Annotated in this window: 14 protein-coding genes; 8 read left to right on the top strand and 6 right to left on the bottom strand. The window is 34.6% G+C overall.

What is annotated here, in order from left to right; translation table 11 throughout:
* Positions 1-226 precede the first annotated feature (226 nt).
* A complete protein-coding gene (locus O1449_RS15970; RefSeq protein WP_269239824.1) occupies positions 227-571 on the bottom strand; it encodes a hypothetical protein in 345 nt (114 codons plus the stop codon).
* Between the two features lie 11 nt (positions 572-582).
* The gene (locus O1449_RS15965) at positions 583-882 is read right to left on the bottom strand and encodes a DUF4258 domain-containing protein (RefSeq protein ID WP_269239822.1); all 300 of its coding nucleotides are present in this window, start codon (positions 880-882) and stop codon (positions 583-585) included.
* A 133-nt stretch (positions 883-1,015) separates the two neighbouring features.
* On the opposite strand from O1449_RS15965, the gene O1449_RS15960 reads away from it, so the two are divergent.
* The 4 genes from O1449_RS15960 (at position 1,016) to O1449_RS15945 (ending at position 3,685) form a co-directional block, all read left to right on the top strand.
* On the top strand, positions 1,016-1,498 hold the full coding sequence (locus tag O1449_RS15960) for a hypothetical protein (RefSeq protein ID WP_269239820.1): 483 nt from the start codon (positions 1,016-1,018) through the stop codon (positions 1,496-1,498).
* Positions 1,491-1,802 carry a hypothetical protein gene (locus O1449_RS15955; protein WP_269239818.1) on the top strand — a complete coding sequence of 104 codons (312 nt, stop codon included), beginning with the start codon at positions 1,491-1,493 and terminating at the stop codon, positions 1,800-1,802. Before O1449_RS15960 ends, O1449_RS15955 begins: the two co-directional genes overlap by 8 nt.
* 616 nt (positions 1,803-2,418) lie before the next feature.
* Positions 2,419-2,673: a helix-turn-helix domain-containing protein gene (locus tag O1449_RS15950; protein WP_081402697.1), complete on the top strand. Its 255-nt coding sequence runs from the start codon at positions 2,419-2,421 to the stop codon at positions 2,671-2,673.
* Positions 2,651-3,685, top strand: a complete 1,035-nt coding sequence (locus tag O1449_RS15945; RefSeq protein ID WP_269239815.1) for a hypothetical protein — start codon at positions 2,651-2,653, stop codon at positions 3,683-3,685. Before O1449_RS15950 ends, O1449_RS15945 begins: the two co-directional genes overlap by 23 nt.
* On the opposite strand, the gene O1449_RS15940 is transcribed toward O1449_RS15945, so the two are convergent.
* Entirely contained in the window at positions 3,678-5,357 is a 1,680-nt protein-coding gene (locus tag O1449_RS15940) for an Eco57I restriction-modification methylase domain-containing protein (RefSeq protein ID WP_179991620.1), read from the bottom strand. The genes O1449_RS15945 and O1449_RS15940 overlap by 8 nt on opposite strands.
* Positions 5,358-5,533: 176 nt before the next feature.
* Positions 5,534-5,767, bottom strand: a complete 234-nt coding sequence (locus O1449_RS15935; protein ID WP_004762682.1) for a hypothetical protein — start codon at positions 5,765-5,767, stop codon at positions 5,534-5,536.
* 147 nt (positions 5,768-5,914) lie between these two features.
* On the opposite strand from O1449_RS15935, the gene O1449_RS15930 reads away from it, so the two are divergent.
* Entirely contained in the window at positions 5,915-6,157 is a 243-nt protein-coding gene (locus O1449_RS15930) for a hypothetical protein (protein WP_004762680.1), read from the top strand.
* A 72-nt stretch (positions 6,158-6,229) separates the two neighbouring features.
* Here the strand turns inward: O1449_RS15930 and O1449_RS15925 are convergent, their stop codons facing one another.
* Complete coding sequence (locus tag O1449_RS15925) at positions 6,230-7,429, bottom strand: hypothetical protein (RefSeq protein WP_004762678.1); 1,200 nt, start codon at positions 7,427-7,429, stop codon at positions 6,230-6,232.
* A 224-nt stretch (positions 7,430-7,653) separates the two neighbouring features.
* Complete coding sequence (locus O1449_RS15920; protein WP_004762676.1) at positions 7,654-8,430, bottom strand: hypothetical protein; 777 nt, start codon at positions 8,428-8,430, stop codon at positions 7,654-7,656.
* A gap of 305 nt (positions 8,431-8,735) precedes the next feature.
* On the opposite strand from O1449_RS15920, the gene O1449_RS15915 reads away from it, so the two are divergent.
* The 3 genes from O1449_RS15915 to O1449_RS15905 all read left to right on the top strand — a co-directional run bounded on the left by O1449_RS15915 (position 8,736) and on the right by O1449_RS15905 (position 11,977).
* Complete coding sequence (locus O1449_RS15915; RefSeq protein ID WP_167588530.1) at positions 8,736-9,908, top strand: MobA/MobL family protein; 1,173 nt, start codon at positions 8,736-8,738, stop codon at positions 9,906-9,908.
* Positions 9,909-10,447: 539 nt separating this feature from the next.
* The gene (gene repM, locus O1449_RS15910; RefSeq protein ID WP_023271596.1) at positions 10,448-11,371 is read left to right on the top strand and encodes a replication initiation protein RepM; all 924 of its coding nucleotides are present in this window, start codon (positions 10,448-10,450) and stop codon (positions 11,369-11,371) included.
* A 66-nt stretch (positions 11,372-11,437) separates the two neighbouring features.
* Positions 11,438-11,977, top strand: coding sequence for a plasmid replication DNA-binding protein (locus O1449_RS15905; RefSeq protein WP_033134789.1), 540 nt, complete (start codon positions 11,438-11,440; stop codon positions 11,975-11,977).
* Positions 11,978-12,326: the final 349 nt, after the last annotated feature.

Below are 12,326 nucleotides of genomic sequence, written 5' to 3'. Positions count from 1 at the left end.
TTTAAAATCTTTGGTACCAACCATATCTAATACAGCTGCCTTAACTTCATTTTCCTTATTGATATAAGAAACTAAAGCATAACTTGTGGGCTTTTCATTAAATGTTTCAAAAAATTCTACAATTTCATCTTCTTGCATTCTAATTTACTTCCCTCAAAAATTATTTATAGGATCAAAAAAAGCCCTGATCTTACGATCCGAGCTTCGCATAATTCGTATTATATGATCAATAATCATAGCCTTCCTGATAACCTTCATGCTCACTAAGATCATTAATTACACTATCGTATACACCTGAGTAGTTCATACGATCTCCATTATCATCATGTTCATAGTTTTCTGAACCCTCATAATCATATCCAGAATGATTAGATATGAATCCTCTGTTAGCCCCTGTTAATGACTGTGTGAGTGGCTTTCTAGGAGGAGGACTACTAGGCTCTATTTGATCTTCATATGGCTCATCATCATTGTATGGAATATCAGATGGTGCTTCTTGCTGATATCTATTCAAAGTATCATCACAACGCCATACATAGATTTTGTCTTCGTTTTCATATTTCTTGTTCATAACACGATTCCTTAAGAATATTTGTTTTTACGACTATCAAAGTCGTAGGCCGTAATTAAAGACTCATATTCACTAACAACAACGATTCCACCTTTATCTAGAAGCTTAGCCATAACAGCTAATTCACGTAGTACCTCTTCTCGGTGACGCAGGATCAATTTTCTATTCACTATCACCTTATCTCCATCGATTTCACCATGCTCTAAAGCATAGTTAACCATTGCTTTGGTAATTCCTCGTTGAGAAGTTCTCTTCATGAAATGGGTCGTTTTAACCATTTTATTTCTGCCTATTGCCTGTATTTTTTTCATCCTATAACACAAAAAAAAATCTGTAAATACTTTTCGTAATTTTTTTTATTACAAAAAGTATTTACATTTGTATCTACATTAAGATTTAATATGCTATAATTTATTCAATTTCAAAAACTGATAGATAAAACAAATGGTTGAAAAGTTAGATTTAGAAGAGTTGGCCTATAGACATAGAGCTAAAAGGGAAATGTCTATCGATGGGCTGAGTGCTTTTGTCGAACTAGGTTTGAATACTCGTATCAATCTTGAGCCTAATGCAATGAAAGGGCTGTCAATTAAACTTTCCGAAGACCAGAATATGATTCTTGAATCGGTTGCAATTGCTATAGGCAAAAGCAAGAGTAAAGTTCTTCAAGAAATAGTTAGCTCTTATATAGAATCAGCTTATCTTTCATATTTGAAAGGCCTTTATCAGATTGGTGATTTAAATCAAGAAAATACTGATATTGATGCAGTACAGGACCATTTAATTAAGATAAAAAATAAACTCAAAGATTCAGGAAATGAGTATTTCCATATCTCCATGCTGGAAAAAATGGGCTTCATAGACCGAGCTACGGATTTAGCATATGAAATACTGAATCAACAAAAGAAGGGGCAAGCTAATGAGTAATTATTTTGAAGAACTAGGTCTCCGTCATGCCACAGAGCTAGATGCAAAGTCTGTAAAAACTCTCGCAATGTCATTTAAGTTACCTGAGCCAGATCTCATGAAATTGGATGTTTTTTGTGAAGATATGGGAATCAATCGAAGTAAATTTATCCATATGTTATTAGATGATCAAAAGGCCTTTGATGCTCTAAAAACATACATGCTGGCAAGTCAAAAAAATATAGACGACTTAGCTTTACCTGACAGTATTAGAGGGAAATTCGAGACTTATTTACAGCTGGAAGATCCAAGCTCTGACTGCTGATTTAACATAATGGCTGTTATGCGAAATACCTTTTAAAATATCCTTGTTTTTCAAATATTTAAAAAATTAGTCATGACTAAAAAATAGGTAAAAAGCCGACTCCGAAACAAGTCGGCTGCTTTTTAAGCACTTTTGTCACTTTTAGCCAATAAAATTGGTTAAAAAATATTCAAAAATCCAAATTTTCCTGATTTCTAAAGGCTCTCATTTCTGAAATTATCCCCATTTCCTGCGGACAATTCTTGGGATAATTTGAGGATATCTGCATGTACGTTCTGGCGTACAGGCATTCAAGAAAATCACCAATAGGCAGATACCACCAGATTGCATATCATGGCTTCATTGAGAACAGGATGTTCCAGATAAAAATAACAAGATCAGCGACAGGACGCGAGGGATGACAGGAGTTGACCCTAGTACTAAATACGAAAAACCCCGACAGGATGTCGGGGTTTTTTTATTACCAATTTTTTTTGATTCGCATAATTCGTCTTATGTTAATTGTAGAAAAATTTCATAATTAAATACGACTTATACTCTCTAATGCTACTTATCGTCTGTCGACTTATTGTCATCATATTTTCATTATTTGGACTCAAATAAGTGATTTCCAATAATGTTTCGTAAGCCTAGTCATAAACTACTATTGATTATTTCTAATAATCTAAAAAGTTATAGATCAGCCAATAATCTTTCACAAGAAGAGTTAGCTGAACTTTGTAAATTGCATAGGACATATATAGGAGCTATTGAGAGATGTGAAAAAAATCTTTCTTTAAGTTCCTTAGAGATAATTGCTGAAGCACTTGGAATCACTGTTCCAGAACTATTGATTCCAAGAGACTTTAATGACGCTACTATCAGCAGATGAGTATGTTCGTAATATCCAAAATGCAGGTATTACGATTCATACCCCTATCACTATTGGCCATCCTGAACTATGGATTCCAGATGAAATCCTAGAACAAATTTTAAATGAAAAATTATGTGGTTTTGATGTGAGTGCTTATGCTGTAAAATCAAGATCTAAAGTTGTTAAACAAAAGGTTTGTGAAATTCTAGGATATCCCATCGAAAAAACTTTTCCGAAAGTTCAACCTCGATTTACGGGTCAAAATTTTGATACATATAATCAAAAATCTAGAAATTTACAGATTTGGAATGAAGAGATTTCTGCTGAAAGACGCTATGTTATTATCGGCATTGACACGAATGATATTATTTACAAAGTGAAAGTTATAAATGGTGAAGAACTTTCCATTTTAGATACAACTGGCAAAATCACTACAAAATATCAAGCTAGATTTACTCCTAATGAGTCATTAGAACTTATATCCCCCCTTGATACAGATCAGTTGATAGGTCATTTAGCACCAGATACGTATAAACCAACTCAATCTCCAATAGGTTTTCCATCATCTAAAGAATTACTTTCTATTAAAGAAGTATTCACTAGGCTCTCTCCACTCATTGGCTTAACTTTTAGTGATCCAGGCATAGTACAGGAACGTAATCGTGGGGCTGGATTACATAAATTAGTTTGCGAAGCTTTAGGATATTCTAGCTACGCTGATGATGGGAAATTCCCCGATATTAAAAATCAGTTATTGGAAGTCAAGCTTCAGACTTCTCCAACTATCGATTTAGGGCTAGTTTGTCCTGACAGTTTGGATAATTTAGGCTTCCCAGTAGATTCAACTTTAGTGCGTCATTGTGATACTAGATATGCGGTGTTTTACGGAACGACTAATGGGAGTCTAGTTACACTGACTCATCTAGTTGTTACTACTGGCGAGAGCTTCTTCAACAGATTTACTCAGTTTCAAGGTAAAGTAGTAAATGGGAAAATCCAATTACCACTCCCAGCAAACTTTTTTAATTAACAGCAAACGCTTTAAAGACAAGTTCATCTAGCTTGTCTTTAAGCTTTGAACTTTCTTTCTGATCTAACAAGTTATAAATCATCTTTGATAACTTAATTAATTCTTGAGAGTTCTGTAATTCAGGATCAGGAATAGGAAATTCTTCAACATATTGCTTCATGAACCTTCTTTTTCCTGAATATAGCTTATTGTTAAATTTATAGTCATAAAACTGCTCAATAAACCTAGAGTTAGCAACTGCTAAACATAACCATAATAATTCATTATCTTTACTATCGTCTGGTGTAATCCAATAGCATTCACCATTAACTATATTGCCTTCTAGATCTATCCAAAATTTTGGTTTTTCAGAGATATCTGGAAAAACAATCTTTGGCTTACACCACAGACTTGGATTTTGTGGAACCCACAATTCATACCAATTTCTACCCGCTTTTATCAGATATTCCCTACTACTTAATTGCTCTTTGTACACTTCTAAATATTGTTTAGTAGCTGGATACTGATCTATATCTACGGCTTTTTTCTTTCCATTTTCACTTGTATGTGGATAAATAATTTCTTTAGGCTTATTCGGTCTGATAGCCTTAAACTGTTGCGCACATTCGCTAGTCAACAAATATTTGATTAATTCAGGTTTAGGATCAAACGAATCCCAATCGTCACGTATAAATACCTTATCTGCTGTAGACTTAACACCTACTCGAATTGGACCAATGTCTTTAAATGTTTTCCAAGTATTCATCGTTACTTTACTTAACCATGAATTACTTTCCTTAGTTGATACAGTCCATACGTTATTTTTAGAACTAGATAAATCTAAGATTCCTCTAATAATTTCAAATTTAGACTTACCAACTTTAATATGTTGAGTAATATCCTCTATTTCTGAAAAAATCGTTTCGACCTCTTTATGGTCTTGTTTTGATTTTTTCACTTCATAAACACTAATAAATTCAGGATCGACCTTAATTTGATTATTATTTTTTTTAGAAAAAACTAGTGCTGGAAGTACCGCTGCAGAACTAAATACTTTTGTATCCCCTAAATCATAAATAGACTGTATATCTAAGGTTTCTAATAAATAATCTCGTAATACGTGCCCAGATTTAACTGATAAAAACCGATTTGATGTGATAGTAGCTAACACACCATCATTACTAAGCAAACTAGACATTGCCATCATAAAGCCATAATAAATATCAGTTTTTCCTTTTAAATTAAAATCCTTTGCTATCTTTTGAGATTTTTCACTACCAATAATTTGGGTACGGATGTAAGGCGGATTAGCAATAATAATGTTAAATCTTGATTCTTTATTTGCATCATAAAAATCTAAAAAATCATCCCTTAATAACGTCAATGTAACGTTAGGATATTTCTCTTTAACTGTTGAAGTAATTTGTTCAAAATTAGAGTTATCAAGATCAACCCCTACTATTTCTATTTCAGAAAATTTTTCTGTGCCTAACTTTAATAGTAATTCTTTAATAAGAATTCCATCACCAATACTAGGATCTAAGATTTTAATTTTTTTATTTAAAAACAATTGGCTATCAAAATAACTAATGGTTTTCTTTGCAACAAACTCAGCTAATTCAACTGGTGTATATGTAACGCCATTCTTTTTATCTTCATGAATATTTTGAAATCGAGGGAGGGAGATATTCATGACTGCTTAATGTTCCACTACTAAATGATTAGTAATTATAGCTATGTATCGGATAATTGTTGCAGAGATAAAGTATGTAAACGCCATGGTTTGACGTAATTCTGTTTATTTAACATAAAATCTCATCTACGAAATGCAGCTGTTAGAACCCAATTAAATCTTTAATTGGGTTAACGTCAAATACTATCTTGATCACGGAAAGCCCGAACTCTCTCAAAAATCGGATAAAAGTCCAGACCATCATCCTTCATATCTGAAATTACGATTGCAATCACTGCAATGCTAGTGGGCACTTTACCGTTCTTTTTATAGTTGGTAATTGAATTCGCATTCATATCTAAAAGTGCTGCAAATTCTTTAATAGAAAGGCCAGACTTACCTATAAGTCTTTGAAATTCTTCGTAAGGCATAGTTTAAAAAGCAGAATTGTTTTGATAGAAAAGTATAGCACAGATTATTTATTTACATTTAAACACATAAATAATGTTATTGACACATTATTTATGTGTTTAAATACTCTTATCAAGCAATTTTACTCTTTTGATAGGACTTGTTTTATGAACCATTTCGTACAGCCCAAGCTTCTTATTTCTTCTCAAGCAAAAAAGATTGGATTGACATTAATTAATGATCTTGAACTTTGCATAACAGCACGATTGGCTTTTTATCTGGATGTAAATCCTTGCTATGACGGCCATGAAGCAACATTCATTTGGACCGAATATTTTTTACAAGATCACCCTCAAGCCGAATTTTCTGAAGTTAGAGCAGCCTTTCTACAACTTATCCCAGGATGTTAAACGATGATAATGAAATCTGTATTTTATGAGTCAAATACAGATTTCAAATTCTCTTTTTTATAAGACTATGAATTAAATTTTCTCAAATAACTCTGCAGCAATCTTCCTAGCTAAATTATCTTTATCAACATCTAGTTCTGATAAATCTATAGCATATTGAATTGCCTCACGACCTGCGATTTCCATAGGTCCATAGTCATCATAATCCTCACCTGTATAAGCATTGTAGGCTCTAAAATCATCCTGCGTGAAATCAACTCCACACATTTGAGCTAAGTAGATGTATAACCATGCTTCTCCATGATTTTTGAAAATTTCTTCATACAGGAAGTATTCAATAGCACTCGTATCACCTCGATTACACAAGTACAGAATCTGGTTGTAAACTGTTTCCTTGTCTGCATCCAAATTAATTTCATGAAGATTCATAGGTGAATTTTTAATATAAGATTCAAAGTGTTCAGCTTGCTTTATGTATTCTTCATACTTTTCTTTATTTTTCTTAGTCTCATCAGAATTGATATATTTTTGTTTATGATTGTCCCAACGACTCCCAAAATTTGATTCATGTCGACCATAAGGAGCTATTTGATTTGCTAAATAACGATAATAAGCACCTAATAGAGCATATGCATCAGCATTCTTACGGTCTTTCGCATAAGATAAAATCTTTTCAAAAGCCTCCCCAATTTCTGAAAACTCGAAATATTCACCATCAAGTTCTAGGTGATCTACCATCCCATTTTCAAAATCGATATAACTTAGTGCTTTTCTTACGACATTAAAGTTAATAACTTCTAAGTTAAGCCATAAAAGTTCTCGATAGACCGTTTTAGAAATCGATAAATATAATTCCTCTGACGCATCGAATTTTAGTAAATCCTTAAGTCTTATGGTGATTTTTTTAATCTTTTCCAGTAAAGCATTACCTTCATAATCATCCCAATGAAGGTCATCTTCACTATAATTTAGATAATCTGTTTCAGGCGGATTTTTCAATATTTCTAGAGTTAGGGCATCAATTAATTCATGCTGATAATATTCTTCAGAATCATCATATTGAGCATCAAGTAAAAGATTTTGAGCAACAAAAGAGCTATAGGTCCTATAGTCCTGATCTAAAGCAATTAATTCATAAATATGTGAACGGCTAATCTTTACAGAATGCTGTTCCTGAATTTTTTTAGATAATTGAAATGCGAATTCTTGAATAGACATAATTTTCTCTACTTCCAACTCTAAACTCTTTATACAAAGAATCTTTGGTGTCATAAGACTTCTAGCAACGCATGTTTAAATGCTAAGAACCAAACGAGTTGATACTTAAGAAAATTAAATTTTAGATATGGCTTTAAAAATTAAACCTATGGTTTTTTATCCCTTTTCTACTCATGCGTAAGTACGGTAGGCGACCTTATTTTTAAAATAATAAATTTCGCATAAATTTACAATTGCCAAAATAGAAAAGTCAGCTAAAAAGCGGACAGTCAAAAAATTCATTCTTTTTCAGACCTACTTTTTATCTTTTTTTGAGCATCTATAATCGCTAAATCGAGAAGCGTTAAAGTCTGCCCTTTTAGGCTATATCCAGACAGCTGATGGAGAACCTCAAAAAGTAGTTGATACTTTTCTGTATTTGGTCGCTCTAGTGCCCAAACCTTTTTATAAAGTTGAGATTGACGAAATTTCCCGGCAAGAAAACGGTCAATTTCGATTCCTTTTAGAAACTTTTTACTGTCTAAATTTTCATCATCTTTTACTTTATAAAGACTTAAAACCCCACCGCCCACTTCAAACTTACGTTGATTTTCAGCTTTACGTTTTTTCCCGGCATCCTTTTTCTGAATCTGACTCAAATACAGCTCCAAGTCACTGTATTCAAGCTTTTGCGCTTTAAAATTCAGATAGCGCGTACACATTGTTTTCAGGATATTCATTTCAGCTGGATCTAGATCATCTTTTTTATAATCTTGGTACAGCTCCAAAAATTTTTCTTCATACTTAGTCCTTCCCGGAGTTCTCACCAACTCATCAAACAACAACTGAAGCTTCAAATGCTCACGGTACGGTTTTAACGCTTCTTTCACAAGAATCTGCTGAGCTTCAGACAACATTTCAAAGTTAAAGTCTTCAGCTTGTAGTGCATCAATAACCTGATTTTGAAGTTCCGAACGAGGATCTTTTTCTAATAAAAACTCAACGAAAGCATGTAACTCTGCCATTTGTAAAAGTTGAGAAGGTCTACCACGCTTTTTTGCTTTTTCTAGTGTCATATCATCGGCCACCAAATTTTCAGAACTGCAACCTCTTTAAATATGGTTTTACCATATTTAAAGAGGGCAGTCTGAAAATAATTATTTAAATAAAAAATAAAATTTCTTGAAAAGAATTTCTATTTTTTATTTAAATAATTCGCACTTGACAGTTTCTCCTCATCGGAGAAACTAGTACGCAATGGGGCGCTTCCCCCTTGACCCCCTTCAACCGGATTTTTCAGCCATTGAGGCATTCCAAATCCGGGCGGTTTTCATTTCGTTTCACTCCATAAAAACCGGTCCAAAACCATTTAGAGGTGAACATGGCCAGCTACCATTTCAGCGTCAAAAACAAAAATAAAGGTTATGCAATGGGCCACTACCTCTATATTTCCCGACTGATGCAATACGAAAACGTCCGCAAGAAAAGTGACGAAATTTTAGAATACGTTGAACCTGGCAAATGCATGCCGTCCTGGGTAAAAGATCCAATTGAGTTTTGGCAAGCCGCTGATACTTTTGAGCGAGCCAATGCCAAAGTCTACATCGAGTATGAAATTGCCCTTCCCAACGAATTCACGCCAGACCAGCGTAAAACGCTCATAGAGACGTTTTTAGACAAACATATAGCTCCACAGCAATATCCACATTCATACGCCATACACAACGTTAAATCGCGTCTCAGCGGCGAAGAACAGCCCCATTGCCACCTCATGTTCTCCCTCAAAGCCGATGACGGCATTGAACGCACAGCCGAACAGTACTTTAAACGCTATAATCCCCAAGATCCGGCCAAAGGCGGTGCCAAGAAAATCCAGCTCCAGGATGGCCATGCTGATTACACCACTTACCTCCTGCATATCCGAAAAGCTTGGGAAAATCACCTGAATGACGCATTGGCAGAACATAGCCCAACCGTGACTTACCAGATCGATGGCCAGGAGATCCAAATTAAAAATCAAGTTTCGGCAGACAACTACGAAAAATACAACGAGATACACGGCACCCTCTACCTACCAGAACCCAAACTGGGGACAGGCAAACAAAATGAAACTGTGGAATACCTGACGGAAATCCAGAAAATCAGACAACACAATGCCAAAGAACGAGAACTGGAACAGCGCCAACAACACTTTGATCAACAGCATGAATACTACTACAGCTGCTCAAACGAACCCTTCAGCTCTCCTGAAGTGATGCACTACCTCAATCACCTCATTAAAAAAGCCAGCAACAAAAAAGAACTGGGCCACGATATCAACGAAATTATTCAAACCCAGCAACCGATCCTGCATCACGAAAAATGGGATATCGATACCATCAATTTTAATCTCAACAACGCCAGGTTATACCCTGAACCGGACATGGAGTTTAAAGTCCTATCTGTACAACCAAAACCAGTGATTGAACCAACATCACAGCCGAAGCCAAAACCTGAAATACACCCCTCACAGCTTGAACCGAAACGAAATGATTATGATGGTCTGGGTTTTTAAAAATGGATCTGGATCAGAAAGTACAGAGCGAGTGTCTACGAGCGATATCACCAAAAGTCGCGCCTCGGCCCTCTGAAAAACCGCTTTTTTAGGTTAACAAACCTAAAAAAGTGAAGTTTAGATGTCGAAATGAGAGCCTAGACCGAGCGAAGCGAGCATAAAGTTTTATGAGCGAAGCGAATTCCGAGTTGCTTTTGCTTTTTCTCAAATTCACGAAGGAATTAACCGAAAAATTGCCCCTGAATCGAGCGAAAGCGAGATTCAATAGAGTTTGAGCGTAGCGAAAACCACGGGCAATTTTTCATTCTCAATGTTTTTAATAATTTTTAATACTTTTAAATACTTTTAGAGTAGCTGAAAGCCTCTAATAGCAATAGTTTTAGAGGTAATACCACTACGTTTATCGACCTATATCACTACGTTTATCGACCTATATCACTACGTTTATCGACCTATATCACTACGTTTATCGACCATTTGACTACTTCAATATTTGATGTAGTATTACTACATGATTTTATGATGTAGTAATAAGAATAATGAAAGACTTAGTTGTCAAAGATAATGCTCTAATTAATGCAAGTTATAATCTTGATTTAGTTGAGCAAAGGCTAGTTCTACTAGCAATTATTGAAGCTAGACAAACAGGTAAAGGAATCAATGCTAATGATGCTTTAGTAATTCATGCATCCAGCTATATAGAGAATTTCGGTGTAGAGAAACATACGGCTTATGCTGTTTTGAAAGAGGCAAGTAAGGTCTTATTTGATAGGAGGTTCACTTATCAATCTTTAACAGATAAAGGGAATGTAAAAACTACTCATAGCCGTTGGGTAAGCGAAATTAGCTATATTGATAATGAAGCATCAGTAAGTCTTATCTTTTCACCAGCTGTCGTCCCATTAATTACAAGGCTTGAGGAACGATTTACTAGTTATGAACTAAAGCAAGTAAGTCAATTGACAAGCAGATATGCCACTAGACTTTATGAACTACTAGTTGCTTGGCGTAGCACTGGTCAAACTCCAGTATTTGAGATTTCAGAATTTAGGCAGCAACTTGGTATTGCGGATGATGAATATACGCGCTCAGATAATTTCAAAAGAAGAGTTCTAGATATAGCTATATCTCAAATCAATACTTTTACGGACATCAATGTTAAGTCTGAACAGCATAAAACTGGACGATCAATTTCAGGCTATAGCTTTTCATTTAAGCCAAAGACGTCAGTTAAAAATATTTCTAAAACAAGGAGTGAACAACTAGAACTGATTGGCCAATTGACAGATAAACAGATTCTTTTGTTCTCAGGTAGGTTAGCTTATGAACCCACATTCGCATCAAAATATAGTAAAGCAGGTGAAAGCTATGATGACTTTATAATTAGAATATCTAGAGACTTAACAGATCCTAAAAAAATTAAAGAATATTCTCCATATCTTAAAGAATTAGGATTCAAATAGGTTTGTAAATTGACTTTGTCAACTTAACAGTGAAGTATTAACTCAATTTAACTCCCAGTTTACAATATGAAAAAATTATCAGTTTCAGAATTAGCTAAGCTGTATGGATATTCAAGACAAGCTATATATGCTCATATAAATAAAGGAAATTTATCGAAAGGTTCTGATGGATTAATTGACTTTTCAGAAGCTTTAAGAGTATTTGGAGAACCCCAAAGTAAAGTATCAGATGTCAACTTACGTCAATCAACTAACAGTCAAAACTTGACTGAAGTTGACTTATTAAAACGACAGGTTGACATACTTGAAAAACAATTGAATCAAGCTTTACTTAGAGAAAACCAATCATTAGAGCGTGAATCTTTTTATCAAGAACAAATTGAAGCTATGCAACGTCTTTTAGAGGCCCCAAAACCTCATATCCCTACGTCTGTCGACCCAGAACCCACTCAGATGACAGAGGAAAATGAAGAAGAAGAAGTCGCAGCTATGATGCAAAAAGAACCAGAGGCTAGTGAAAATAAGCGCATTCCTGTGCCTGAGCACATTGAACCAGAGCCTGAGAAAAGGGGGTTTTGGAGTCGTTTTTTTAGACCCTATGATTAACCACGATTGTTTAACTGAGATGAACAAAGTTGTGCAACATTGATCAAAGAATAGGCGTGGAACGTGAAAAATCATAAAAAAAGCCCACCTTGGGGAAGATGGGCTATCAACTAGAAACTACAGCATTGATTTCTAAAGAGAATTATAACGCATTACGTATAAGGTGTATTATGTTAATTTTAGGAAAATTTAAAACACTATTAGAATATCTCTACTAGTTTTTCCAATTATCAAATGAACCTAGTTGGTGCTCACCTAAAGGAGTGATTGAAAGTAAACTCTGCATTTTTTCCCTTTTTTGCATCCATAGCATCATTTTCATATAGTCTAAGTCCCAAGGACTTAATGT

The sequence above is a fragment of the Acinetobacter sp. TR3 genome (assembly GCF_027105055.1).
Taxonomy (GTDB): Bacteria; Pseudomonadota; Gammaproteobacteria; order Pseudomonadales; family Moraxellaceae; genus Acinetobacter.
Note: the sequence above shows the minus strand (reverse complement) of the source record. Positions and strands in the feature narration are given on the sequence as shown.

Excerpts from the sequence above, each read along its gene's own strand:
- O1449_RS15970 (WP_269239824.1), bottom strand. The coding sequence starts at position 571 with ATGAACAAGAAATATGAAAACGAAGACAAAATCTATGTATGGCGTTGT.
- O1449_RS15965 (WP_269239822.1), bottom strand. The coding sequence starts at position 882 with ATGAAAAAAATACAGGCAATAGGCAGAAATAAAATGGTTAAAACGACC.
- O1449_RS15960 (WP_269239820.1), top strand. The coding sequence starts at position 1,016 with ATGGTTGAAAAGTTAGATTTAGAAGAGTTGGCCTATAGACATAGAGCT.
- O1449_RS15955 (WP_269239818.1), top strand. The coding sequence starts at position 1,491 with ATGAGTAATTATTTTGAAGAACTAGGTCTCCGTCATGCCACAGAGCTA.
- O1449_RS15950 (WP_081402697.1), top strand. The coding sequence starts at position 2,419 with ATGTTTCGTAAGCCTAGTCATAAACTACTATTGATTATTTCTAATAAT.
- O1449_RS15945 (WP_269239815.1), top strand. The coding sequence starts at position 2,651 with ATGACGCTACTATCAGCAGATGAGTATGTTCGTAATATCCAAAATGCA.
- O1449_RS15940 (WP_179991620.1), bottom strand. The coding sequence starts at position 5,357 with ATGAATATCTCCCTCCCTCGATTTCAAAATATTCATGAAGATAAAAAG.
- O1449_RS15935 (WP_004762682.1), bottom strand. The coding sequence starts at position 5,767 with ATGCCTTACGAAGAATTTCAAAGACTTATAGGTAAGTCTGGCCTTTCT.
- O1449_RS15930 (WP_004762680.1), top strand. The coding sequence starts at position 5,915 with ATGAACCATTTCGTACAGCCCAAGCTTCTTATTTCTTCTCAAGCAAAA.
- O1449_RS15925 (WP_004762678.1), bottom strand. The coding sequence starts at position 7,429 with ATGACACCAAAGATTCTTTGTATAAAGAGTTTAGAGTTGGAAGTAGAG.
- O1449_RS15920 (WP_004762676.1), bottom strand. The coding sequence starts at position 8,430 with ATGACACTAGAAAAAGCAAAAAAGCGTGGTAGACCTTCTCAACTTTTA.
- O1449_RS15915 (WP_167588530.1), top strand. The coding sequence starts at position 8,736 with ATGGCCAGCTACCATTTCAGCGTCAAAAACAAAAATAAAGGTTATGCA.
- repM (WP_023271596.1), top strand. The coding sequence starts at position 10,448 with ATGAAAGACTTAGTTGTCAAAGATAATGCTCTAATTAATGCAAGTTAT.
- O1449_RS15905 (WP_033134789.1), top strand. The coding sequence starts at position 11,438 with ATGAAAAAATTATCAGTTTCAGAATTAGCTAAGCTGTATGGATATTCA.